The sequence below is a fragment of the Achromobacter sp. UMC71 genome, assembly GCF_014170305.1.
Taxonomy (GTDB): Bacteria; Pseudomonadota; Gammaproteobacteria; order Burkholderiales; family Burkholderiaceae_B; genus Achromobacter.
This window is the reverse complement of the sequence record NZ_LZZT01000058.1, coordinates 53423-78403: the sequence shown is the minus strand read 5'-3', so window position 1 is coordinate 78403 and position 24981 is coordinate 53423. Positions and strand designations below refer to the sequence as shown.

Below are 24981 nucleotides of genomic sequence, written 5' to 3'. Positions count from 1 at the left end.
CCCCCCCTCCCTGCCCTGGCGCCTGGCCATCGCCTCCGTCTGCCTGCAACTGATCTACGCGATCGCGCTGCAAGCCTATATCGTGGTGGCCTCGCCCATGGCCGACCGGATGCGCGATATGTATGAGCGCCCCGAGATGCTGGCGCCCAATGTCGCGCAGATCATCGCCGGCGCCCTCTTGGGCGGCCTGGTCGCCTGGTGCACGGCGCATCGTTGGCTGAACCGCCAGGGCGCCGCCGGCGTGGATCGCCCGGGCAAGATGGTGGTCGTGCTGCTGGCGGTCCTGCTGGTGTACTGCGTGCTCAATTCCGCCGCCTTGGCGCTGCTGCAGCACGGCGTGTTCTCGCTGATGACCCATCACCGGGAATGGCTGGACGAGAACCTGGGGTTCTATCGCACGACGACCCGCGTGCTGCTGCTTGGCCTGCCGCTCAAGCTGGCCGGCATCCTGCTGTCGATCCTGGGTAGTTGGCTGGCCGTACGCGTGGCTGCCTGGAGCGTGACGCCCACCGGCAGCACCGGCGCGCCGCCCTATCTGGCCCGCCATGCGGCCTGGATCGCCGGCATCACACTGCTGCTGTGGCAAGTGCACGTGTCGCTGTCCCTCGGCGCCTTCCTGCAGATGCATACGCTGTCGGCCGACCTGGTCCAGTATGCGTTCGGCTACTGGGTGCTGCCCGCGGTAGCGCTGGCGGCGGCGGTACTGGCGTGCCGCAAGGCGGTGCCCCAGGCACTGGGCCCGGCCGGCATCGGCCGCGCGGTCGCGCACGGCACCTTTGCCTTCTGGGTCGGTCAGGTGCTGGGCATCGGCCTGGCCATCCTGGCCCTGCGCGCCATGAGTTGGGAGCAACTGGCCCGCGCGTCATCCTCGACAAGCGCCTCCGTGTTCTCCTTGGCGGTGTACATCGCGCTGCTGGCGCTGGGCTGCGTCATCGGCGCGCGGCTGTTCTACCGCCGCCACGTCGAGCACGACACGCTGCACAACGCCGGGCGGGTTTGAACGGCTCAAGCGCAGCGTGGCCGCCTGTCCGGCGCGCCCAAAGAAAAAGGCCCCTCGGGGCCTTTTTCAATCGCGGAACGGCGCGATCAGATCGCCGCCGTGCGGCGTTCCAGCCACGCCAGGGCTTCGCCCTGCACCAGCGGCGCGAGGCGCTCGAACACCGTCTTGTGATAATCGTTGAGCCAGGCGATCTCGTCGGCGCGCAGCAGCGCCGGTTCGATGCAGCGCGTGTCGATCGGGCACAAGGTCAAGGTCTCGAAGCACAGGAACTCGCCCAGCTCGGACGTGAGCCAGCTGCGGTTGGCCACCAGGTTCTCGATCCGCACGCCCCAGCGGCCCGGACGGTAGATGCCCGGTTCGTTGGAAGTGATCATGCCTGGCTCCATGGCCGTGTGAGGACCAGGCGCCGCGCGGTACGAAATGACCTGCGGGCCTTCGTGCACGTTCAGGAAGTAGCCCACGCCATGGCCGGTGCCATGGCCGTATTCGGCGCCGCCTTCCCAGATCGGCGCGCGCGCGATGGCATCCAGCATCGGCGACGGCGTGCCGCGCGGAAACGAGGCGCGCGACAGCGCGATCATGCCCTTGAGCACCAGCGTGAAGTCCACCTTCTGGTCGGCGTTGGGCGTACCCACCGCCACGACCCGCGTGATGTCCGTGGTGCCGCCCAGGTACTGGCCGCCCGAATCGATCAGCAGCAGGCCGTCGCCCTCGATGACCGAGTGCGATTGCGGCGTGGCGCGGTAATGCGGCATGGCGCCGTTGGCGTTGAAGCCGGCGATGGTGGTGAAACTGGGGCAGACATAGTCGGGCCGGCGCGCGCGGGCGGCGGTGATCTGCTCGTCGATAGTCAGTTCCGTGATGGTTTCGCGGCCCAGCGCGCCTTCGAACCAGGCGAAGAACTCGCAGAGCGCGGCGCCATCCTGCGCCATTGCCTGGCGCACGTTGGCCAGTTCGGCTTCCGTCTTGCGCGACTTGAGCAGCGTGGACGGGTTGATGGCCTCGACGCGGGGCACGGCCGGATCCATGGCGTGGAACACGCCGCAGGTGACGCGGGCCGGGTCGATCAGCAGTTTCTGGTCCAGTTCCAGCGACGCCAGCGCGTCGGCGGCCTGGGCATAGCCCGCCACCTGCACGCCATCGGCGGCCAGCACGGCGCGCAGCGCTTCGTCGATCTTGCCGTCGGCCACGAACAGGGTGGCGTGGTCCAGGCCGATCAGCGCATGGCCGACGAACACCGGGTTGTAGTCCACGTCGGCGCCGCGCAGGTTGAACAGCCAGGCGATGTCGTCCAGCGTGCTGACGAAGTGCACGTCGGCGCCGTGCGCCTGCATGCCCTCGCGCACCAGGGCCAGCTTGTCGGCGCGCGATACGCAGGCCTGCGGCGCCACGTGTTCGTAGATGGCGGCGGCGGGCAGGCCGGCGCGGTCGGTCCAGATATCGTCCAGCAGGTCGGCGCGGATTTCCAGCGTGGCGCCCGACGCGGCGGCGGCCGCCGACAAGGCGCGGAAGGCCGCCAGGCCCAGCACCTGGCCATCGACGCCGATGACTTCGCCTGCCCGGGTGTTGGCGGCCAGCCAGTCCACATGCCCGGGCGTGGTGGCCACGGCGATCTTCATCAGTTGCACGCCCGTGCCGGCCAGTTGCGCTTCGGCCTGCACCCAGTAGCGGCTATCTACCCACAAACCCGCGAAATCGGCCGTGACGACCAGCGTGCCCACCGAGCCCGTGAAGCCCGATAGCCAGCGCCGCCCCTGCCAGCGCGCGGGCAGGTACTCGGACAGATGCGGATCCGAAGACGGAACGATATAGGCGGACAGGCCGCGGCGGCTCATGGCCTGCCGCAGTTGGGCGATACGGGCGTCGGTGCTAGACATGGGGTTCCTTAGCGCAACATGAAAGACATGGCGGCCAGGCTGTTCAGCGTCCGGATGGCGGCCTGCATGCTGTCCGTGGTGAACCGCAGCGTCACGCCGTCCACGCGCTCAAGCGTGGGCCACATGCAGAACAGGTCGGCCAGCGCCGAGGTCTGGGTCTGCAACCGGCATTCTATAGGGGCGGGGATGCGGAAGGGGATCGCCTTCTTCAGATTCCGAACGGCGGTTTCCGCGGCGGCGGTGATGGCGCGGCGCGAGGCGGCCGGCGACAGCGTCACGCCGCTGCCCTGGCCATGGGCCACCTTGGTCTGCACCCATTGGGCGCCCGGGAACAGGTCGGTGGTCTCGGCAATGAACACGTCGTCGCCGGTGGCCAGGATGACGGGCACGCCCATTTCCCCGGCCAGCGCGCCGTACAGGCCGGCCTCGCCCAGCTCCATGCCGTTGATGAAGACGCGGGCAAAGGCGAAGCTGTTGATCGTGTGCGCCAGGACGCCGCGGCCTTGCGAACGCGAGTGGTAGCCAATCATGAAGACGGCATCGCAGCCTTCTTCCAGGCCGCCCATCATGCCCAGGTAGCGCGGTTTGCCCAGCACCAGGCGGGCGCGCTCGTCCAGACCGTCCGGCAGCAGATTGCGAAAGCCGCCATGCGAATCGTTGACCAGGATCTCTTCGGCGCCGCCGGCGATGGCGCCTTGCACAGCGGCATTGGCCTCGGCGGTCATCCAGGCGCGGGCGCGCTCGTATTCGCCATTGCCGGCGCGGATCTGTTCAGCATGGAAGACGCCGGCGACGCCTTCGATATCGGTGGAAATCAGGATCTTCATGGGTTTGCCTTTCGAGGATTCAGAATGCGGTGTCCGCCAGCCACTGCCGCCAGTCGGGCGCGGCGTCGCGGATGGCGGCGCGATGATGGCCGTCGCGGCCGTGCACGCCTTCTGCGCGCCACAGCGCGGCGATGATGGCCTGCTCGCAGGCTTCGGCGGCGGCTTCGAACAGCGGGTCGATGCGGGTCTCGTGCAGCATGGCGATGGCGGGCATCGGGCGCTCGGCTTCTTGCGGCACCGTGTAGGCGGTGGAAAACGCCAGCGCGATGTCGCCGCTGCCGTGGCCAAACACCGAGCCGGTGCGCGCCAGCCCCGCGCCCCCGCGCAGCGACAGGCGCCGCAACTGGCGCGCGTCCAGCGGCGCGTCGGTGGCGACCAGCAAGATGATAGAGCCCTTCTCGGGCACGATGGCGGCGTTCTCGCCTGCCTGCGCCAGGCCGCGGTCCAACTGGTCCGCCAGCCGGCGGCCAAAGGGCCGGCCCGCGACGGTCAGGTTGGGCAGGCGGCCAAAGTTGGACAGCACCAGCGCGCCCACGGTGTAGCGCTTGTCCGGCTGGACGGACGCCACCCGCGACGCGGAGCCGATGCCGCCCTTGAACGAAAAGCACGACATGCCGCGCCCCGCTCCCACCGCGCCCTGCTCCATCTGCTTGCCGGCCGCGGCCAGGGCGTCGGCGTAGTGCGATTCCTGCACTGCCAGCGCCTGGATGTCGTTCAGGTAGCCGTCGTTGCACTCGAACACCAGCGGATTGACGGTCGCCATGCCGCGGCCGATGCCAGGATTGGCCGCCACCGCGGCGCGGATCTGGGCATTGGCCACGGTGCCCACGCCAAAGGTGTTGGTCAGCGCGATCGGCGTTTCCAGCACGCCCAGCTCCTGCACCTGGACCAGCCCGGTGCTCTTGCCGAAGCCGTTCAGGATGGTCGCGGCTGCCGGCACCTTGTCCAGGTACGGGTCGCCGGTATGCGGCTTGACCACCGTCACGCCCGTCTGCAGCGCGCCGTCCGACAGGGTGCTATGGCCGACGGTGATGCCGCCCACGTCGCAGATCGAATCCAGCGGTCCCGACGGCAAGGTGCCAATGCGGGGAATGTCCTGCGTTTGTTTGTCCATGCTTACTGCCTGTCTAGAGGCTCCAGAATGCGAAACGCCGCCGTCCTGCGTGGCCGGAGCGCCTGCCGGATGGCAAGCGCCCGAACGCGGGCGGCGGCGAGCTCGGCGGCCGCCACGCCAGGCCCTGAACCGATAGGGCGCGGCGAGCGGGCAGCCATTGCGTGTGCCTACTTGCGGTCGATCTTGGGATCGAGCGCGTCGCGCAGGCCGTCGCCCAAGAGGTTGAAGGCCAGCACCGTCAGGAAGATCGCCAGCGCCGGGAAGATCGCCACGTGTGGCGCGATCACCATATCGGCGCGCGCTTCGTTCAGCATGGCGCCCCACTCCGGCGTGGGAGGCGATGCGCCCATGCCCAGGAACGACAGGCTGGCCGCGGTGATGATCGAGGTGCCGATACGCATCGTGCCGTACACCACGATCGGCGAGATCGTGCCGGGCAGGATGTGGCGCATGATGATGGTCCAGTCGGACGCGCCCACGCTCTTGACGGCTTCGACGTAGGTCATCTGCTTGATCGACAGCGTATTGCCGCGCACCAGGCGGGCAAACGCCGGCACGCTGAACACGGCCACGGCCACGATCACGTTGACCATGCTGGAACCCAGGATGGCCACCACGCCGATCGCCAGCAGCATGCCGGGGAACGCCAGCAGCACGTCGGAAATACGCATCGTGATGCGTTCCCACCAGCCTTCGTAGTAGCCCGCCATCAGGCCCATGAAGGTGCCGACGATGGCGCCCATGGCGACGGACAGGAAGCCCGCGGCCAGCGAGATGCGCGCGCCCATGATGATGCGGCTGAAGATGTCGCGGCCCAGCGAATCCACACCCAGCCAGTGGGTCAGCGAGGGGCCGGCGTTCAGCGCGTCGTAGTCGAAGAAGTTCTCGGCGTCGAACGGCACGATCCAGGGGGCGAGAATCGCCACCACGACCAGCAGCAGGACGAAGAGGCCGGCGCCCAGCGCCAGCTTCTGCTTCTTGAATTTGCGCCAGAACTCGGTGGCGGGCGTGCGCACGTCGTTCTTGGGAACGGCGGCGATGGTCGCGGCGGGTGTCGTATTGCTCATGGCCGCCTCACTTGTAACGGATGCTGGGATTGATGACGCCGTAGAGCACGTCGACAATCAGGTTGATCAGGATGAATTCGAACGAGAACAGCAGCACCAGGCCCTGGATCACCGGATAGTCGCGCTGGGTCACGGCGTCGACCAGCAGGCGGCCGAGGCCGGGCCAGTTGAACACCGTCTCGACCACGATCGAGCCGCCCAGCAGGAAGCCGAACTGCAGGCCCATCATGGTGACGACCGGGATCAGCGCGTTGCGCAGCGCGTGCTTGATGACCACGCGGCGCTCGGTCAGGCCCTTGGCGCGGGCGGTTCGCACGAAGTCTTCCTGGATGACTTCTACGAACGAAGCGCGGGTAAAGCGCGCCATCACCGCGGCCACCGCCGCGCCCAGCGTGATGGACGGCAGGATGTAGTGTTGCCAGGTCGAGGCGCCCACGGTCGGCAGCCAGCCCAGGTTCACGGAAAACACCTGCATCAACATCATCCCCAGCGCAAACGCGGGAAACGAGATGCCCGACACGGCCAGTGTCATGCCCAGGCGGTCCGGCCAGCGGTTGCGCCACACGGCGGACACGATCCCGATGATCATGCCGAAGGTCACGGACCAGGCCATACTGGCGATCGTCAGCCACAGCGTGGGCATGAAGCGATCGGAGATTTCGGTCAAGACGGGACGCTTGGTACGCAGCGAGGTACCCAGGTCGCCTTGCAGCATGTGGCTGAAGTAGCGCACGAATTGCTGCGGCAGGGGCAGATCCAGCCCCAGTTCCTTGCGCACCAGTTCGACGGTCTGCTGGTCGGCCTCCTGGCCCGCGGCCAGTCGCGCCGGGTCGCCCGGAAGCATGTGCACAAACAGGAACACGACCACGGCCACCAGCAGCAGCGTGGGGATCATGCCCAAAAGACGTTTGACGATATAGGTCAGCATTGAAATTCCTGCAACATCGGCGGGGACACCGCGTCCCCGCCGTATGTGGCCTTGCAAGGGCCTTGCGGCCCCGAGAGTTACCGCCGGATTACTGCTTCAGGTCGATGTCGCCGAACCAGAACGAGGTGTCCGGTTCCACGTACACGCCCGACAGGTTCTTCGACTTGACGTACAGGTTGTTCTGGGTCACCAGGAAGGCCCACGGGGCGTCCTTCCAGATGGTTTCCTGAACGTTCTTGTAGATCTCGGTCTTCTTGGCGCGGTCCGTCGTGGCCAGGGCCAGTTGGATGCCGTCGTCAACCGACTTGTTCGAGTAGTACGACACGTTGTTGAGCACCGGCGGGAAAGCGGCGGTGGTCAGCAAGGGACGCAGACCCCAGTCGGCTTCGCCGGTCGAGGACGACCAGCCGGCGTAGTACATGCGGACCTTGGCGTCTTCAGGCTTTTGCACCTGTTGCACGCGCTGCACGCGTTGGCCCGATTCCAGCACTTCGACCGAGACCTTGATGCCGACTTGCGCCAGCTGCTGCTGCAGGAACTGCACCACCTTCACCGAGGTGCCGTCGTTATAGGCGGACCAGAGCTGGCTTTCGAAGCCGTTGGGGTAACCGGCTTCGGCGAGCAGGGCCTTGGCCTTCTTGATGTCGTACGGCCACGGGCCGGTCTTGTGGGCGAAATCCACGCCGGTCGGCACGACGCCGTCGACGATGGTGGCGTAACCCGAGAAAGCGACCTTGGCCAGGGCTTCCTTGTTGATGGCGTAGTTGATGGCCTCACGCACCTTGACGTTGTCGAACGGCTTTTGCTGCACGTTCATCGACAGGTAGCGCGCCATGATCGAGTTCTTGTGATCGACCACGTCCAGCTTGTCGTTCTTGCTCAGCACGGCGGCTTGCTCGAACGGCACCGGGAAAGCGAACTGCGCTTCGCCCGTCTGCACCACGGCGGCGCGGGTGTTGTTGTCGGTCACGGTACGGAACGTCAGGGTGTCGACCTTCGGGTAGCCCTTCTTCCAGTAGCCATCGAACTTCTTGACCTTCAGGTATTCGGCCGGCTTCCATTCGACGAATTCGAACGGGCCCGTGCCCACCGGGTGGAAACCGATTTCCTTGCCGTACTTGGCCAGCGCGGCCGGCGAGATCATCATGGCGGCCGGGTGGGCCAGCGCGTTGATGAAGGCCGAGAACGGCTTCTTCAGCGTGATCTTGACGGTCAGCGGATCGATCACGTCGATCTTTTCGATGACGCTGAACTGGATGTAGCGCGACAGGCGGTTTTCCGGATTGGCCGGGCGGTCGAAGTTGATCTTGACGGCTTCGGCGTTGAACGGGGTGCCGTCGTGGAACTTGACGCCGTCGCGCAGCTTGAAGGTGTACACCAGGCCGTCTTCGCTGACGGTGTAGTCAGTGGCCAGGACCTTCTGGACCTTCAGGTCCTTGTCGAATTCGAACAGACCTTCGTAGTAGGCCTTGCCGGCCGCCTGGTTCAGCGTGCTGTTGGTGTTGTACGGGTCGAGCGTTTCCAGAGCGATGGAGACGGCAAACGTCACGTCCTTGGCAGCATGCGCCAGCGGCGAGGTGAGCACACCGAAGGCCACCGCAGCGGCGGCCATCAGCTTGGTGGGGCGCAGAACTTTCATCATTGCAACTCCTGGTTCCAGAATGGAATTAGGGGGTTTGGTGGAAGAAAAACAAGTACAACAACTGACTCAATACGCTCCGCCGACCGCATGGCGGGCGACGAAGTGATCGGTGCCTACCTGCACCAGCGGCTGCACCACCGGCTCGTCGTCGAGCCTGCGGATCGGGCTGGGAATTTCATCGGACAGCAACGTGCGCTTCAGATGGCGGCGCGCCGGATCGGCGATCGGCACGGCCGACATCAGTTTCTTGGTGTACGGATGCTGCGGGTTCTCGAAAATCGCCCGGCGCGGACCGATCTCGACAATCTGCCCCAGGTACATGACGGCCACGCGATGGCTGACGCGTTCGACCACCGCCATGTCGTGCGAGATGAACAGGAACGAAATACCCATGTCGCGCTGCAGATCGATCAGCAGGTTCACGATCTGCGCCTGGATCGACACGTCCAGCGCCGACACCGATTCGTCGGCGATCACGACCTTCGGATTCAGGGCCAGGGCGCGCGCGATGCAGATGCGCTGGCGCTGGCCGCCCGAGAATTCATGCGGATAGCGCTGCGCCATTTCGGGCGGCATGCCGACGCGCTCGAGCAGCTCGGACACGCGGCGCTCGGCCTCGCGGCCCTTGGACACGCCGTGCACCAGCAGCGGCTCCATGATCGAGAAGCCGACGGTCACGCGCGGATCGAGCGACGCGAACGGGTCCTGGAACACGAACTGGATGTCGCGGCGCAGGGATTGCAGCTCGCTGTTCTTCAGGCGCACGATATCGCGGCCGCCGAAACGGATTTCGCCACCCTGGCTTTCCACCAGGCGCAGCAACGAACGGCCCGTCGTGGACTTGCCACAACCGGACTCGCCCACCAGCGACAGCGTCTCGCCGGGGTACAGATCGAAGCTGACCTTTTCCACGGCGTGCACGCGGCGCTGCACGCGGCTGAGGATGCCGCCGCGCAGATCGAAACGGGTCACCAGGTTACGCACGCTCAGGATCGGCTCGCGGCGCTCGGCCGGGACTTCCTGGGTGCTGGTCGCGCCGGGCTCGGCCACGGGCTGAGCCTTGCCGTCCACTTGCAGCAGGGGGAAACGGGCCGGCAGGTCGGTGCCTTGCATCGCACCCAGCTTCGGCACGGCCGACAGCAGCGCGCGGGTGTAGGCATGCTGAGGCGCGGCGAAGACGGATTCGGAGGGGCCTTCCTCGACCTTGTCGCCGCGGTACATGACCAGCACGCGATCGGCCACCTCAGCCACCACGCCCATGTCGTGGGTGATGAACACCACGCCCATGTGCATTTCTTCCTGCAGCTGACGGATCAGTTGCAGGATCTGGGCCTGGATGGTGACGTCCAGCGCGGTGGTCGGTTCGTCGGCAATCAGCAGCGCCGGCTTGCAGGCCAGCGCCATGGCGATCATGACGCGCTGGCGCATGCCGCCGGACAGCTGGTGCGGGTAGCGGTCCAGCACCGACTTGGCTTCCGGGATGCGCACCTGTTCCAGCATGCGCAGCGCTTCGGCGCGCGCGGCGGCGGCGTCCTTGCCCTGGTGCTGGCGGATGGACTCGGCGATCTGGTCGCCGGCCGTGAACACCGGGTTCAAGGAGGTCATCGGCTCCTGGAAAATCATGGCCATATCCGCACCGCGCACATTGCGCATGACGCGTTGGCTGGAACCGGCCAGGTCGATCACCGAGCCATTGCGCCGGCGCAGCGCCATCTGGCCCTGGGCGATGCGGCCGCCGCCGTGCTCGACCAGGCGCATCAGCGCCAGCGAGGTCACCGACTTGCCCGAACCCGATTCGCCCACAATGGCCAGGGTCTCGCCCCGGTCCACATGGAACGACAGGTTGCGCACGGCTTCGACCGTGCGCTCCGAACCCACGAAGCGCACCGTCAGGTCGTTGACCTGGACCACGCGGTTATCCGGCAGCGCCAGGCTGTTTGCGCGATCAACCATATCTTTAGTAATCCCCAAAACTGACAAAAACGAAGCCCGCCGCCGCTCAGCGATAGATGGCGGTGACCGGCTTCTCACCGACGCGGGCGTAACCGCGGTACATGCCTTCCGTGTTGAACGGCAAGGCCACATTGCCCTTGGCGTCGACGGCCACCAGGCCGCCCTTGCCGCCAATGGTGGGCAGTTTTTCCATGACAACGCGGTCCGCCGCCGTTTCCAGCGATGCGCCGCAATATTCCATCTGGGCCGCCACGTCATAGGCGGCGACCATGCGGATGAACATTTCGCCGGTGCCCGTGGTGGACACGGCGCAGGTCTTGTTGCTGGCGTAGGTGCCGGCGCCGATCAAGGGCGCATCGCCGACGCGGCCGACCTGCTTGTTGGTGATGCCGCCGGTGGACGTGGCCGCGGCCAGGTTGCCCTGGGCGTCCAGCGCCACGGCGCCGACGGTGCCGAACTTCTTGTCCGAATCCAGCGGATCGGCCGGGGCGGGCTGGCCGCGGGCGACCATGGCCTGGCCATCGTGATCCAGCACGGCCGCTTCCGGCGTTTCACGCTGCACGCGCAACAGTTGCTCGCGGCGCGCTTCGGTCGAGAAGTACGACGGGTCGACCAGTTCCAGGCCCGCGTCCTTGGCGAAGGCTTCGGCGCCCTCGCCCACGAAGAACACGTGCTTGCTGGTTTCCATGACCGAACGGGCGGCGAAGACAGGGTTGCGCACGCGGTTCACGTTGGCGATGGCACCCGAACGCAGCGTGGCGCCGTCCATGATGGCGGCGTCCAGCTCGTGGGTGCCGGCGCTGGTGAACACGGCGCCATGCCCGGCGTTGAACAGCGGGCAGTCTTCCAGGAGGCGCACAGCTTCAGTGACGGCGTCCAGGGCGCTGCCGCCACGGGCCAGCACGGCCTGGCCGGCGCTCAGGATGGACTCCAGCGCGCTCAGGTATTCCTGTTCTTTCTCGGGCGACATGGCCGCGCGGGACATCGCGCCGGCGCCACCGTGAATGGCAATCACGGGTTGAATCATCGTTTACCTACTCCATGGATGAGCCACGGCATCACGGACTGGGTCACCCCAGCGGCGGCCGCGACGGAATTCTTGGCCCGGTAGGCCACCGCCGCCGACAGGGCTTCGATCAGGCCCAGCGCGGCGGTTTCGGAATTGGGGATCAGCTGGCGCGCGGAAAACGCGTACAGCACCACGGATGCCGTGGGCGCCAGCGGAGACGTGGGTTTGTCGGTCAGGACCAGCACCGGCACGCCGGCTTGCTGGGCGGCGCCCGCCAGGGTCACCGTATCGGCCAGGTAGCGCGGAAAGCCGATGGCGATGACCAGGTCTTTGCTGGTCATGCGCGACATCTGCCGCGCGGCGTGCGACACGCCGCCAGGACCGGCCAGCGATTCGACCGAATGCAGGTGCATGCACAGGCCGCGTTGCAACAGGCCCGCCAGGAAACCGCTGGCGCCGAAGCCGATGATGAAGACGCGGTCGGCGGCCAGGATGGCTTCCACCGCCTGATCACAGGCGGCGGGGTCCAGCGATTGCAGGTTGCGCTGCGCGTTACGGATGTCCTCTTCGAGCGTGGCGGCGAAGATCTGCACCGCGCTGGCCGAGTGCGCCAGTTCCGTGCGCAGCTTTTCGACGGGCTCCAGCGCCGCCTCGAAGCCGCGCGCCAGTTCGGCGCGAAATTGCGGGTAGCCGGGCAGGTCCAGGGCGCGCGCGAAGCGGTTGGCCGTGGCGACCGATACGCCCACCGCCGCCGCGAATTCATCGATGGTCATCGTGGCGACGCGAAACTGGTGCGCCAGGACGTATTCGGCCATCTTGTGCTGCGTGCGGCTCAGCGCGGGCTGGGCCCGGGCGATCCGATCAGCGATCGTGAGTACGGCCTTGTTCATCGGGGAAGGGAGCGGGAGAGTAGCGGGCGATTGTGTAAATCTGTTTACACATAAATTTTAGATAAGAAAATTCATTTTCATACTAAGGGTATACCCGTGAATTTATGTAACAGTGCATCAAAAGAAACGGGGCCGGTTTGAGGTACGCTATTTGCCCTCTCCTTCACCCCCGATTTCCGGAACCGTCCGCATGCCCGCCTGGATCAGCAAACCCCACGCCGAACTCACTCCTGCCGAGCTTTACGCCATCCTGCGCCTGCGCTCGGAAGTCTTCGTGGTGGAACAGAACTGCGTCTTCCTGGATATGGACGGCAAGGATCTGCTGGGGCAGACCGAACACCTGATGGCCTGGCAGGACGGCGCCCTGCTGGCCTACTGCCGCCTGCTCGAACCGGCGCTGAACGACGGCCAGGCCGTCATCGGCCGCGTGATCACGGCGCCGGCGGCCCGCGGCACCGGACTGGGGCATGAGCTGATGCGCCGCGCCAAGGCCGAAGTGGCGCGCCTGTGGCCCGGCCAGCCGGTGTACCTGGGCGCCCAGGCGCGGCTCAAGACGTACTACGGCGGCCACGGCTTCGTGCCGGTCACCGAGGAATACATCGAAGACGGCATCCCGCACGTGGGCATGCTGCTGCGGGAAGCGGCCTGACCCGGCGCCCCGCCGCCCAGTCCTTTGTTGCCGCGCCCCAATGAAAAACGCCCCTTGCGGGGCGTTTTCGTTTTCCAGGTCGGTGGGGTTTACTTCACCGCCGACACGTCCAGCTTGGCGCTGGTCTTGGACTGGATTTCGTCCACCGTCACGCCAGGCGCCGTTTCCAGCAGCTTCAGGCCGTTGTCGGTGACTTCCATCACGCCCAGGTCGGTGATGATCAGGTCGACCACGCCCACGCCGGTCAGCGGCAGGTTGCATTCGGGCAGCAACTTGATGTCTTCGGTGCCGTCCTTTTTCTTGGCCACGTGCTCCATCAGGACCACGACGCGGCCGACGCCGGCCACCAGGTCCATCGCGCCGCCCATGCCCTTGACCATCTTGCCCGGGATCATCCAGTTGGCCAGGTCGCCCTTTTCGGACACCTGCATCGCGCCCAGGATGGCCAGGTTGATCTTGCCGCCGCGGATCATCGCGAACGAATCGGCCGACGAGAAGATCGACGAGCCAGGCAGCGTCGTGACCGTCTGCTTGCCGGCGTTGATCAGGTCGGCGTCGACTTCGGCGTCGGTCGGGAACGGACCAATGCCCAACAGGCCGTTTTCGGATTGCAGCCACACTTCCACGCCCTTGGGCACGTGGTTGGCAACCAGGGTCGGCAGGCCGATACCCAGGTTCACGTAAAAACCGTCTTGCAGCTCGCGCGCGGCGCGCGCCGCCATTTCATCGCGGGACCATGCCATGTCGTGTTCTCCTTAGGCCGGGCGAGTGGTGCGTTGTTCGATGCGCTTTTCCGGGGTCGTGTTCAGCACGATCCGGTGCACATAGATGCCGGGCAGGTGGATCTGGTCGGGGTCCAGGCTGCCGGTGTCGACGATTTCCTCGACCTCGACCACGGTGAACTTGCCGGCCATCGCCACGTTCGGATTGAAGTTGCGCGCCGTCTTGCGGAACACCAGATTGCCGCTGCGGTCGGCGATGTGCGCCTTGACCAGCGACACGTCCGGCACCAGCGAGCGTTCCATCACGTATTGCTGGCCGTCGAATTCGCGGATTTCCTTGCCGTCAGCGACGATGGTGCCCACGCCGGTACGGGTGAAGAAGGCTGGAATGCCGGCGCCGCCCGCGCGCAGCTTTTCAGCCAGCGTGCCCTGCGGCGTGAATTCCAGTTCAAGTTCGCCCGACAGGTACTGACGTTCGAATTCCTTGTTTTCGCCCACGTAGGACGCAATCATCTTGCGGACCTGGCGGGTGTTCAGCAGCTGGCCCAGGCCGAAGCCGTCGACGCCCGCGTTATTGCTGATGCAGGTCAGGTCTTTCACGCCAGAATCGCGCAACGCGGCGATCAGGGCTTCGGGAATGCCGCAAAGGCCGAAACCGCCCACGGCGATCATCTGGCCGTCCTTGACGATGCCTGCCAGCGCCTCCTGGGCGCTTGCATAAACCTTGTCCATCGCTCCAACTCCTAATTAAGGTCGAACTGAAGAGAGTCTCGCAGCATGGCGGCGAGCCCTGTTTTTCCTTAAGGCGCGGCTGCCGGCTCCGCTGGCCAGCGGCATCGCGGCGGAGCCCGATGCCTGCTGGGCCGCATCGCCGAGGGTGGCGCGCCCATTGATTTCTATTATGGTTTTGGTCTGATTTTAGCGGCATGCCCGGCAAATGCGCGCGCTGTTTCAAACAGCGTCGCAAAGCCGGACCAATCGCCAGGCCTTGAATTACGCCGCCGGCCGGAACTGCGTGGCCATCTTGGCCAGCACCTCCGGCGGCCACGGTGCGGACGTATTGGCCACGTAATCCATCCATACCAGCACATTGCGGCCCCGCGCGTAGGGGCCAGCGTCATCGCCGACCTTCTCGAGCAGTAGCTCGAATTCAGCGCTGGAGCGGCCGATGCGGGTCACTTTGTGCGTCACCCGTACGGTCGCCGGATAGGTCAGGGGCCGCAGGAAATCGCAGGATGCGTGCGCCAGGATGGCGCCGTCGTCGGCCGGCAATTCAAAGCCCGCGTCGTACAGGATTTGCATGCGGGCCTCTTCCATGAGGCGGAAATACAGCGTGTTGTTCAGATGATTCAAGGCGTCCGAGTCGCCCCAACGCAAGGGCAAATCCACTTGATGGGTGTCGCCCACCGCCAGAATCCGCGCAGACTGAGTGTCCGGGTTCACCAATTGCTCCTGATGGCTGAAAGAAATCCGAAGACATGCAAGGCCTCCGGCTGCAATACAATCGCCGATAATACTTCCAGCCATATATGGAATACATACGGGGAGCTTTGCAATGTCTGAACGCGAGTCGATGGAATATGACGTGGTTGTGGTTGGCGGTGGACCCGCCGGCCTGGCCACCGCCATCCGTCTGAAGCAGCTGGCCGCTGAGAAAAACCAGGAAATCGGCGTCTGCGTCCTTGAAAAGGGCGCGGAGCTGGGCGCGCATATCCTGTCCGGCGCCGTCATGGACCCGCTGGCGCTGACTGAACTGATCCCCGACTGGAAAGCCAAGGGCGCGCCGCTGAACGTGCCCGTCACGCAGGACAAGTTCTTGTTCCTGTCGCAAAACGGCGCGCGCGCCACGCCCAACTGGCTGCTGCCGCCCTGTTTCCACAATGACGGCAACTACATCGTCCGCCTGGGCGACGTCGTCAAATGGCTGGGCGAACAGGCCGAAGCGCTGGGCGTCGAGATCTTCCCCGGCTTTGCCGCGGTCGAAGTGCTGTACGACGAAAACGGCGCCGTGCGCGGCGTGGCCACCGGCGACATGGGCGTGGCCCGCGACGGCAGCCATACCGACCACTACCAGCCCGGCATGGAACTGCATGCGCGCTACACGGTGTTCGCCGAAGGCGCGCGCGGCCAGTTGGGCCGCCAGCTGATCGATCGCTACAAGCTGGACGACGGCCGCGACCCGCAGGCCTACGGCATCGGTATCAAGGAAATGTGGGAGGTCGACCCGGCCCAGTCCAAGCCCGGCCTGGTGATCCACACCGCCGGCTGGCCGCTGGATTCCGACACCTACGGCGGTTCGTTCCTCTACCACCTGGACAACAACCTGGTGGCCGTGGGCATGATCGTCGGCCTGGACTACGCCAACCCGTGGCTGTCGCCGTTCGACGAATTCCAGCGCTACAAGACCCACCCCGCCATCCGCGGCACCTTCGAAGGCGGCAAGCGCATCGCCTACGGCGCGCGCGCCATCACCGCGGGCGGCCTGCTGTCGCTGCCCAAGCTGACCTTCCCGGGCGGCGTGCTGGTCGGCTGTGAAGCCGGCTTCCTGAACGCCTCGCGCATCAAGGGCAGCCATGCCGCCATCAAGTCCGGCAAGCTGGCCGCCGAAGCCGCGTTCGACGCGCTGGTCGCCGACCGCCGCCAGGACGAGCTGGCCGCCTACCCCGAAGCCTTCAAGGCCTCGTGGCTGCACGACGAACTGAACAAGGCGCGCAACTTCAAGCAGTGGTTCAAGAAGGGCCGCACCGTCGCCACGCTGATGACCGGCATCGAGCAACTGGTGTTCAAGGGCAAGATGCCCTGGACCCTGCGCCACAGCAAGCCGGACCACGCCTGCCTGCAGCCGGCCTCGCAGTGCGCCCGCATCGACTACCCCAAGCCCGACGGCAAGCTGACCTTCGACAAGCTCAGCTCGGTGTTCATCTCGAACACCAACCACGATGAAAACGAGCCCGTCCACCTGACGCTGAAAGACGCCTCGGTGCCGGTCAAGGTCAACCTGGCCACGTATGGCGGCCCGGAAGCGCGCTACTGTCCGGCCGGCGTATACGAGTTCATCAAGGATGACCACGGCGACGACCGCCTGCAGATCAACGCGCAGAACTGCGTGCACTGCAAGACCTGCGACATCAAGGACCCGACCCAGAACATCGTCTGGGTGGCGCCGCAGGGCGGCGAAGGGCCCGTCTACAGCGGCATGTAGAAGGCGGCGCGCGACATGGCTGAACGCGTGCTTTTCATCGGTTGCGGCGACCTCGGCCAACGCGCCGCGCACCGCCTGCTGGCGCGCGGCGACGAGGTCTACGCGCTGCGCCGCCACCCGCCCGCTGGCGACGCCAGCGGCATCCGCTGGCTGCAAGGCGACATCACCGTGGCCGGCGGCCTGCCGGCGCTGCCCGCCGGCATCAGCCGCGTCATCCACGTGGCCACCGCCGGTGCGCGCGATCCGGCCGCCTACCGCGCCGTGTTCGTCGACGGTCTGAACCGCGTGCTGGGCGCGCTGGATACGTCCCAGGTCCAGCGCGTGCTGTTCGTGTCCTCCAGCGCGGTCTACGGCGAGCACCACGGCGACTGGGTCACCGAAGACACTCCGCCCGCGCCGCAGGGTTTCAACGGCCGCATCCTGCTGGACGCCGAAGCCGCCCTGGCGGCCCGCCCCCTGCCGCACACCACGATTCGTTTCGCCGGCCTGTATGGGCCCGGCCGCCTGCAACTGATCGAACGGCTGCGCGCGGGCGCCGCCGGCGCGCCCACACAGCCGCCGCATTGGGCCAACCGCATCCACATCGACGACGCCGCGGCCGCGATCGTGCACCTGGCGCTGCTGCCCGAGGCGCAAGCGGTGTACATCGGCTGCGACGACACGCCGCTGCCGCTGCACGAGCTGTACGCCGACCTGGCGCGCCTGGTCGGCGCACCGGCGCCGGCCGAGGCGCCCGCCCCCGCCAACATCGGCAGCAAGAAGCTCAGCAATGCCCGCCTGCGTGCCAGCGGCCTGGCCCTGCAATGGCCGGATGCCCGCATCGGTTATGCCGCCCTGCTGGCGAACGCCGCCCAGCAGGCATAGTTCGGCCAGCGACGAATCGTTGCGTGCCCGGCAGGAGGATACTGGCCTCCTGACTCCCCTGCCGGACCCGCCATGCCCATTCCCGACCCGCTCGATCCGCTCCAGGCGGTGACGCACCCAGACCCCTACCCCTATTACGCCGCGCTGGCGCGCGACCGGCCGCTGTACCACGATGCGCGGCTGGGCCTGTGGGTCGCGAGCAGTCCGGGCGCCATCCTGGAAGTCATGCGTCATCCGGCCGCGCGCGTGCGGCCCATGGCCGAGCCTGTTCCCAAAGGAATCGCCGCCGGTCCGGCAGGCGCCCTGTTCGGCAGTTTCGCCCGCATGACCGATGGCGCCGCGCATGCCTGCAGCAAGCGGCTGCTGGCCAATTTCGTGGCGCGGCAAGCGCAACACGCCTGTAGCCCGGCATGGCCGGATCCGCAAACGAAATCGCGCGCGGACACAACGACGGACACCGGCCCTGACGCAGTGGACGTCGATCATTATCTCTACGCCGCGCCGGTCCATGCTCAGGCCGCTTTCCTCGGATTGCCCGCCGCGGTCCTGGCCGGTTGCGCCCGCGACATCCGCGACTTCCTCGCCGCCCTGCCGCCCGCCGCGGCAGCCCCCGTCATCGCCACCGGACATGCCGCCGCCTCGCGCCTGTCCGCCAGGCTGCACGCGCATCTGCAGGCCCCGCAAGCCAGCCCGGCGCTGCGCGAACTGCGTCTTGAAGGCGCACGCGCCGGCCTGGATCCGGCGCTGCTGGCCGCGAACCTCGTTGGCCTGTTGTTCCAATCGTGCGAAGCTGGGGCCGGCCTGCTGGGCAACGCCCTGGTCCTGTCCGGCCGGCGCGGCGCATCGTCCGCATTGACGCGGGAGCAGGCCCAGACGCTGGTGGACACCGCGCTACGGGACGATCCGGCGATCCACAACACGCGCCGTTTCCTGGCCGAGCCCATCGACGCCGGCGGCCAACACATCGAGGCCGGCGCCACCGTGCTGCTGGTACTGGCCGCCGCCGCGACGGTGCAGCCGCAAGCGCATTGGCCATTCGGCGCATTGGCCCATGCCTGCCCGGGCCGCGACCTGGCGCGCCAGCATGCTGCCGGTGCGCTGCGCCATCTGCTGCAAGCCGGCACCGACGCCGCGGCGCTGGCCGCGCGCTTTCGCTATCGCGCCCTGCCCAACGCCCGCATTCCCCAGTTTGCCATCCCCAAGGACGCCACCCCATGATTGCCGTGATATTCGAAGTCGAGCCCGCCGAGGGCAACCCCGATCCCTATCTGCGCATCGCCGCCCGCCTGATTGACGAGCTCAAGGCCATCGACGGCTTCATTTCCGTCGAACGCTTCCAGAGCCTGACCACGCCGGGCAAGCTGTTATCGCTGTCGTTCTGGCGCGATGAGGACGCGGTCAAGCGCTGGCGTTCGCTGGAATCGCATCGCCAGGCCCAGGAAGCCGGGCGCGGCGGCGTGTTCGCCGACTACCGTCTGCGGGTGGCGCAGGTGCTGCGCGACTATGGCATGCAGGAACGCGACGAGGCGCCGGGCGACAGCCGCGCAAGACATGGCTGATGGCCTCGCCCGCCGCGCGTATCGGGTCGCAGCCCGATCGCGGTACCCCGGCCGTGCCGCGGCGTTTCAGGCCTGGACCCGCGCCGGCTGATAGAAGCAGTAGCCGCTGTTGCGCAGCGTCTTGACCGGCAGCGTCTGCCCGCTCTCGGCTTCGACGCGGCGGCGCAAGCGCCGCATTTGCGTGTCCAGCCGGCGCTGATCGTATTCAAGGTAATCAGCGCCCAGGGCTTCGATGATCTGCCGGCGGCTGACGTTTTCGCCGGCCTGGTCCATCAGGCAGCGCAGCACCGTCAGGTCCTGTTGCGACAACGGCATGGAAGGCGCACCGGGAATATGCAGCCGGCGCGGGCCGACTTCAAGCATCCAGTCCGCGGCGGGTTGCTCCGGAGGCCGTTGCTGCAGCCCCAGGCGGCGCACCAGCGCCGCCAGCGTGGCGGCCAGTTCGTCGAGATCGCAGCCCTTGCCCAGGTAGTGATCGGCGCCCATGCCCAGGCCCATGATCCGGTCCGGACTGGTCTGGCGCGCGCTGAATACTACGATGCCGACCCGCTGGCCGTCCTGGCGCAGGCGCTGGATCAGGTCCAGCCCGCAACCATCGGGCAGCCCGATATCAATGACGGCAAGATGATGGCGGCCGGGGTCGAAACCCAGGTCGAATTCCTGCAGACTGGACACGCACAACGGCGCATAACCCAACTCTTCGAGAAACTCGCCAAGCTCCTGGCGCAACACCGGTTCGTCTTCGAGAAGAATTACTTCAGGCATGAGGCGCGTCAGTCAAGAGTGCCGCGCAAGGCTGGTGTAATCTGCCCGGCTGCACAAAAAATGCGATTCGATGAAACGGAAATATTATCCCACGGCGCTCGCGTGGCTGGGGCTGCTGGCGTGGTTGCTGGCGGGCGCTCCTGCAGCGATGGCGCAGGCCTTGGCCGAGCCCTTGCACCTGGACAGCGTCGTCCGCATGCAGGACGCGGACGGCCATCTCGAACGGCTGGACGATGCCAGCGGCGCGCTCGATGTACCCGATGTGGCCGCGTCCGCCGGTTGGACCGCGCTGCCGGGCAGCCTGAGCGCCGGCTTCACGCCCGCGGCAGTCTGGTTGCGCCTGCCGGTGCAGGTGGATCGCGTCCCGCCAGGCGGATGGATGCTGCGCCTGAGCAACGCGCTGCTGGACGACGTGAGGGTCTATGTGAACCACGGCGCGGGCTGGACGCCGTTGGGACGCAGCGGCGAGGACCTGCCGCGCAGGGACTGGCCCGTAGACTATCGCAGCCCGGTGATCCAGTTCGATCCGCCCGGGCCTGGCCACTACGTGATCCTGGCGCGGCTGCAAAGCAAGAACGCGCTGGCGACCCGGCTGGAGATCTGGCAACGCCTGGCCTACGACAACCAGTCGCGCCGCGAAGGGCTGCTGTTCGGGCTGTACTTCGGCTTCTATCTGCTGCTGATCTGTGCGCACGGCGCCTTCTGGCTGGTCACGCGCGCCCCGATGAGCGGCCTGTTCCTGGCCTACATCGGCAATTGTGTTTTCAATGAAGTGCTGTCGCTGGGGCTAGTCCAGCAATTGACCGGATTGCCGGTGGGCTGGAGCGACCGCCTGCTGGGCGTGGGCATTGCATTCAGCCTGCCGGTGGCCTTACGGATCGCGTTTCGCCAACTGAACCTGGCGGCGCTGTATCCGCGGGCGGTGCGCTGGCTGGAGCGGCTGTTCTGGGGCATCGCGCTGGTCTGCGCGGGGCTGGTCGTGGCCGGACGGTACGCCTGGGGCGTGCAGCCGATCCAGTTGCTGGCCCTGCTGCTGATCGTCGGCTTTTCGACGCTGGCGGCCTACCTGCTGAAACGCGGCTGGCGCCCGGCGCGCTTTTTCGCGCTGGCCTTCGGGGTGTTCTACATCAGCGTGCTGATCGCCTTCCTGCGAAACCTGGGCGTGCTGCCGGTCAATGCATTCACCGAGTATGTGTCCACGCTGGGCACAATGCTGCACATGCTGCTCTTGAGCCTGTTCATTGTCGGACGACATGAGCGTCAACGGCGCATCCGCGAACGGCAGCAAGCCAACCTGGCCGCCGACCTGGCGCGGCAGCACAGCCATCGGCTGGAGCAAGAGGTGGCATTGCGCACGGCCGAAATGCAGAAAGAGATCGAACGCCGCGTCGAACTGGAGGGTGAACTGCGGACCTCGCTGGACAAGGAACGGCAGGTGTTCGCGGAGCAGCGCGACTTCGTCGCCATGGTGTCGCACGAATTCCGCACCCCGCTGGCGATCATCACCACGTCGGCGCAGCAACTGGGCCGCAACCTGGCCGCGCCTGTAGAGAAAAGCCTGGCGCGCTGCGGCAATATCCGCGATGCCGCCGTGCGCCTGCTGGCGCTGGTGGATGAATACCTGACCCACGACCGCATGCGTGAGCCGCGGGCCGAACTGCGCCTGGCGTGTTGCGACGTGCCGGCCATGCTGGCCGACCTGGAACGGGACTTCGCACCCGGCCGCATCCAGTGCATCTATGGCCCGGGCGAACACGGTCTGGAATGCGATGCCAGCATGCTGCACATCGCCCTGCGCAACCTGCTGGCGAACGCGGACCGACACTGCACCGACGAGGGAGCGGTGACTGTCTCGGTACATGCCCAGGACGACAGCCTGCACATTGAGGTCGCCAACCCGGGCAAGCGCATTCCCACCGAAGAACAGGAACGCCTGTTCCAGAAATACTATCGGGGCCAGAACGCGCTGCGCCACCCCGGCGCCGGGTTGGGGCTGTATCTGGTGAAGGCGATAGCCGAACGCTTGGGCGGCACGGTGGCGCTGGCGGGCGCCGGAGGCGACGAACCGGTGTGCTTTCGGCTCAGCTTGCCGCAGCGCGCCGGCAGGTAGGGTGCCCCGAGGATCTGTCGACAATATGTTGCGCGAAAGCATCTATTTGTATCTTTCCCGCCGATCCGGAAAAACCACAACTTCCGGTATCTGATTTTATTTTCAGCCCATTGATCGCCCAATTCCCTCGTTTTCCCATCGCTTTACAAAACGCTCAGATTTGCTCAGATTTGAGGATGCAATGATCGGTATATTTCAGACACGAAATTTACATGGTCTCTACACATGCATCCCCGCTTCCAACTCACCCCGCTGGCGCTTGTCCTGGCCGTCAGCTTTTCGCCCCTGGCTGCCACGCCCGCCCTCGCGGTCGACCTGAATGGCACGACGCAAATCGGCAACCTCACGAACACGGGTACAGACACCGCCGTCAACCTCACCAACGGCGCCATTCTTCGCGGCAATCTCATCAACAACGGCACGCTGTGGAACTCGGCCACGGGGGGCTCGGGCATCAAGATCGACACGTCGACCGTGGACGGCTCGATCCGCAATGAAGACACCCGGCAGGTGACCGGCGACTCCGCCATCAGCATCCGCAATGCCAGCTCGATCACTGGCGATATCGTCAACGTCGGCCGCATCTCCGGCAGCTACGGCACCGGCGTGGGCCTTGAAGTGACCGGCGGCAGTACGATCAGCGGACGCATCAGCAATAGCGGCACCATCGACGCGGGCATCGTGGTGTCGGGCGCAACGGTTCGGCGCGGCATCACCAACACGGGCACCATCAACAGCAAGATCGACGGTGTCGCGGTGGATGTGTCAGGCGCGACCACGCCCATCAATATCGCCAACACCGGCACGATCAACGGCATCGTGCGGCTGGGCTCGGGAACGCTGGACATCAATGGCGGCCTTATCACGGGTGTCGTCGACGGCAGCGCCGGCACTGTCAACATCAATATCGATTACACCCCGGTGGCCGTCATCCGCGGGCGCAACGTCAACGTAGCCCGCAGCGCCACCCTGACGATGGGCAGCAGCGAAGTGAAGGGCTTGCTGTCGGTGGCCGGCACGTTGGCCGGATCGGGCGAAGTCGGCCCGACCACGCTGCTGGCCGGCGCGACCCTGTCGCCGGGTTCGGCCGCTACCCCGGTCGGCACCCTGCAGGTCAACGGCGACCTGACCTTTGACGCCAATTCGACCTATCGGGTCGACGCCACCGCCGACGGCAGGAGCGACAAGGTCCACGCACTGGGCGTGGCCAACCTGGCCGGTTCCGTGCTGCACGTGGGTTCCGGAGGTTCTTACGCGGCCTCCACCGCCTACACCATCCTGACGGCGGACGGCGGCTTGAACGGCAGCAAGTTCACCAGCGTGTCCAGCAACCTGGCCTTCCTGGACCCCAAGTTGGCCTACAACGGCAATGATGTCGTGCTGCAAGTCGATCTCAAGAGCGTGCCGGTCGACACCAGCACGCCGCCCGTTACCCCGGGCGGATCGGGCGGCACCACCCGCCCCATCGAATTCGCCGACCTGGCCGTGACCGGCAATCAGCGTTCGACCGCGCGCGCGCTGCAAAGCCTGCCGACCACCAACACCCTGTACAGCCGCGTGCTGAACCTGCCCGAAGGCGCGCCGGCCGGCGTGTTCGCCGACCTGGCGGGCGAGTCGCACGTCAGCACAGTGTCGGCCATGCAAAACGTCACCAACAACGTGGTGAACCTGCCGCTGGCCCATCTGCATGCCAACATGAACGCCGGCTGGGTGCCGGGCCCCGCCACGGCCCAGGTCGGCCGCGGCGACGCATCCGCCCTACCGCGTTCGGCCGCGCAGCCGATGTGGGCCCAGGTGTTCGGCAACTGGCGCACCATGGACGGCAACGGCAATGCGGCCAAAGCCCGCGAAACCGACGCCGGCCTGTTCGTCGGCGGCGATCACGGCGTGGGCAATGGCTGGCGCCTGGGCGGCGCCTTGGGCTACACCGGCAGCCGCATCACCGTGAACGACCGTTCGGCCCGGACCGACGTCGACAGCTACAGCGCGATCGTCTACGGCGGCAAGGCCTTCGAGGCCGGCGCTGGCAAACTCAACGTCAGCGGCGGCGTGGCCTACACGTGGCATGACGTGCGCAGCAAGCGCAATATCAACGCGGCGGGCCAGCTCCAGGCCCTGAAGGCGGACTACAGCGCCAGCACGGGCCAGGTTTTCACCGAGGTCGGCTATGCCATCCCGCTGAATGACCGCGTCACGCTCGAGCCGTTCGTCGGCGCGGACTTCAGCGACCTGCGCACCCGCGGTTTCTCGGAGTCGGGCGGCGACGCCGCTCTCAGCGGCCGTGGCAACAGCAACAAGGTGGCCACCACTACCCTGGGCCTGCACGCCCAGACCACGTTCGACATGGGCCAGAACGCCGCCCGCCTGCGCGGCACGCTGGGCTGGCGCCATGCCTACGGCGACGTCAACCCGGAAACCACGATGTCGTTCGACGGCAGCCAGCCCTTCACCGTGGCAGGCACGCCGCTGTCGCGCGACGCGGCCGTGGTCGCGCTGGGCGTGGACATGGCAATGAGCAAGAACGCCACGCTCGGCCTGGCCTATTCCGGCCAGTTCGGCAATGGCAACCAGCAGAACACGGGCACCGTGAACGTGAGCTGGCGCTTTTAAAGGCAGATTCGCTGGATATCCGCGCGCAAGCGCGGATATCGCTGGAGAGGGGCCTGGTGGGCCAACTGGGTCTCTTGGGGCGTACCAACGCGAGTTGGTACGCCTTTTTTTCTCCAGCGAAGCCGGAATCCGCATCAGCGCGCGCGTCACCGCCAGCCTGCTTGCCGCTTCTGTCCGTTACCATTGCCCCATC

Annotated in this window: 21 protein-coding genes; 8 read left to right on the top strand and 13 right to left on the bottom strand. The window is 66.5% G+C overall.

Features of this window, described 5'->3' with window-relative positions; translation table 11 throughout:
- The coding region (locus A9974_RS28275; RefSeq protein ID WP_183007485.1) for a hypothetical protein at positions 1 to 1000 on the top strand (1000 nt) is incomplete at its 5' end.
- Positions 1001 to 1086: 86 nt separating this feature from the next.
- On the opposite strand, the gene A9974_RS28270 is transcribed toward A9974_RS28275, so the two are convergent.
- The 9 genes from A9974_RS28270 to A9974_RS28230 form a co-directional block, all read right to left on the bottom strand.
- Entirely contained in the window at positions 1087 to 2877 is a 1791-nt protein-coding gene (locus A9974_RS28270) for an aminopeptidase P family protein (RefSeq protein ID WP_183007484.1), read from the bottom strand.
- Positions 2878 to 2885: 8 nt separating this feature from the next.
- Positions 2886 to 3704 (bottom strand): M55 family metallopeptidase, encoded by an 819-nt coding sequence (locus A9974_RS28265; protein ID WP_183007483.1) that lies wholly within the window; start codon positions 3702 to 3704, stop codon positions 2886 to 2888.
- A gap of 19 nt (positions 3705 to 3723) precedes the next feature.
- Positions 3724 to 4818, bottom strand: coding sequence for a P1 family peptidase (locus tag A9974_RS28260; protein WP_183007482.1), 1095 nt, complete (start codon positions 4816 to 4818; stop codon positions 3724 to 3726).
- A gap of 167 nt (positions 4819 to 4985) precedes the next feature.
- Positions 4986 to 5885, bottom strand: a complete 900-nt coding sequence (gene gsiD, locus A9974_RS28255) for a glutathione ABC transporter permease GsiD (RefSeq protein WP_183007481.1) — start codon at positions 5883 to 5885, stop codon at positions 4986 to 4988.
- Positions 5886 to 5892: 7 nt separating this feature from the next.
- Positions 5893 to 6813: a glutathione ABC transporter permease GsiC gene (gene gsiC, locus A9974_RS28250; protein WP_025137181.1), complete on the bottom strand. Its 921-nt coding sequence runs from the start codon at positions 6811 to 6813 to the stop codon at positions 5893 to 5895.
- 88 nt (positions 6814 to 6901) lie between these two features.
- Positions 6902 to 8455: a glutathione ABC transporter substrate-binding protein GsiB gene (gene gsiB, locus A9974_RS28245; RefSeq protein ID WP_183007480.1), complete on the bottom strand. Its 1554-nt coding sequence runs from the start codon at positions 8453 to 8455 to the stop codon at positions 6902 to 6904.
- A gap of 66 nt (positions 8456 to 8521) precedes the next feature.
- Complete coding sequence (locus A9974_RS28240; protein ID WP_183007479.1) at positions 8522 to 10408, bottom strand: dipeptide ABC transporter ATP-binding protein; 1887 nt, start codon at positions 10406 to 10408, stop codon at positions 8522 to 8524.
- A 46-nt stretch (positions 10409 to 10454) separates the two neighbouring features.
- Complete coding sequence (locus A9974_RS28235) at positions 10455 to 11435, bottom strand: isoaspartyl peptidase/L-asparaginase family protein (RefSeq protein ID WP_183007478.1); 981 nt, start codon at positions 11433 to 11435, stop codon at positions 10455 to 10457.
- Complete coding sequence (locus A9974_RS28230) at positions 11432 to 12307, bottom strand: MurR/RpiR family transcriptional regulator (RefSeq protein WP_183007477.1); 876 nt, start codon at positions 12305 to 12307, stop codon at positions 11432 to 11434. The genes A9974_RS28235 and A9974_RS28230 overlap by 4 nt, the downstream gene beginning before the upstream one ends.
- Positions 12308 to 12497: 190 nt before the next feature.
- Between A9974_RS28230 and A9974_RS28225 the strand changes: the two genes are divergently transcribed.
- Positions 12498 to 12956: a GNAT family N-acetyltransferase gene (locus A9974_RS28225; RefSeq protein ID WP_183007476.1), complete on the top strand. Its 459-nt coding sequence runs from the start codon at positions 12498 to 12500 to the stop codon at positions 12954 to 12956.
- An 89-nt stretch (positions 12957 to 13045) separates the two neighbouring features.
- Here A9974_RS28225 and A9974_RS28220 read toward each other — a convergent pair whose 3' ends face one another.
- The 3 genes from A9974_RS28220 to A9974_RS28210 form a co-directional block, all read right to left on the bottom strand.
- The gene (locus A9974_RS28220) at positions 13046 to 13699 is read right to left on the bottom strand and encodes a CoA transferase subunit B (protein WP_183007475.1); all 654 of its coding nucleotides are present in this window, start codon (positions 13697 to 13699) and stop codon (positions 13046 to 13048) included.
- Positions 13700 to 13711: 12 nt separating this feature from the next.
- A complete protein-coding gene (locus tag A9974_RS28215; RefSeq protein WP_183007474.1) occupies positions 13712 to 14410 on the bottom strand; it encodes a CoA transferase subunit A in 699 nt (232 codons plus the stop codon).
- A 261-nt stretch (positions 14411 to 14671) separates the two neighbouring features.
- A complete protein-coding gene (locus A9974_RS28210; RefSeq protein ID WP_183007473.1) occupies positions 14672 to 15121 on the bottom strand; it encodes an acyl-CoA thioesterase in 450 nt (149 codons plus the stop codon).
- A gap of 112 nt (positions 15122 to 15233) precedes the next feature.
- On the opposite strand from A9974_RS28210, the gene A9974_RS28205 reads away from it, so the two are divergent.
- The 4 genes from A9974_RS28205 to A9974_RS28190 all read left to right on the top strand — a co-directional run bounded on the left by A9974_RS28205 (position 15234) and on the right by A9974_RS28190 (position 19303).
- Positions 15234 to 16880: an electron transfer flavoprotein-ubiquinone oxidoreductase gene (locus tag A9974_RS28205; protein WP_183007472.1), complete on the top strand. Its 1647-nt coding sequence runs from the start codon at positions 15234 to 15236 to the stop codon at positions 16878 to 16880.
- A 15-nt stretch (positions 16881 to 16895) separates the two neighbouring features.
- Positions 16896 to 17744 (top strand): NAD-dependent epimerase/dehydratase family protein, encoded by an 849-nt coding sequence (locus A9974_RS28200; RefSeq protein ID WP_183007471.1) that lies wholly within the window; start codon positions 16896 to 16898, stop codon positions 17742 to 17744.
- Between the two features lie 72 nt (positions 17745 to 17816).
- Entirely contained in the window at positions 17817 to 18962 is a 1146-nt protein-coding gene (locus A9974_RS28195) for a cytochrome P450 (protein ID WP_183007470.1), read from the top strand.
- The gene (locus A9974_RS28190) at positions 18959 to 19303 is read left to right on the top strand and encodes an antibiotic biosynthesis monooxygenase (RefSeq protein ID WP_183007469.1); all 345 of its coding nucleotides are present in this window, start codon (positions 18959 to 18961) and stop codon (positions 19301 to 19303) included. The genes A9974_RS28195 and A9974_RS28190 overlap by 4 nt, the downstream gene beginning before the upstream one ends.
- A 66-nt stretch (positions 19304 to 19369) precedes the next feature.
- On the opposite strand, the gene A9974_RS28185 is transcribed toward A9974_RS28190, so the two are convergent.
- Positions 19370 to 20068 (bottom strand): response regulator transcription factor, encoded by a 699-nt coding sequence (locus A9974_RS28185; RefSeq protein WP_183007468.1) that lies wholly within the window; start codon positions 20066 to 20068, stop codon positions 19370 to 19372.
- A gap of 70 nt (positions 20069 to 20138) precedes the next feature.
- Between A9974_RS28185 and A9974_RS28180 the strand changes: the two genes are divergently transcribed.
- Together A9974_RS28180 and A9974_RS28175 are read left to right on the top strand one after the other, a co-directional pair.
- The gene (locus tag A9974_RS28180; RefSeq protein ID WP_183007467.1) at positions 20139 to 22178 is read left to right on the top strand and encodes a sensor histidine kinase; all 2040 of its coding nucleotides are present in this window, start codon (positions 20139 to 20141) and stop codon (positions 22176 to 22178) included.
- Between the two features lie 225 nt (positions 22179 to 22403).
- The gene (locus A9974_RS28175) at positions 22404 to 24788 is read left to right on the top strand and encodes an autotransporter outer membrane beta-barrel domain-containing protein (RefSeq protein ID WP_183007466.1); all 2385 of its coding nucleotides are present in this window, start codon (positions 22404 to 22406) and stop codon (positions 24786 to 24788) included.
- Positions 24789 to 24981: the final 193 nt, after the last annotated feature.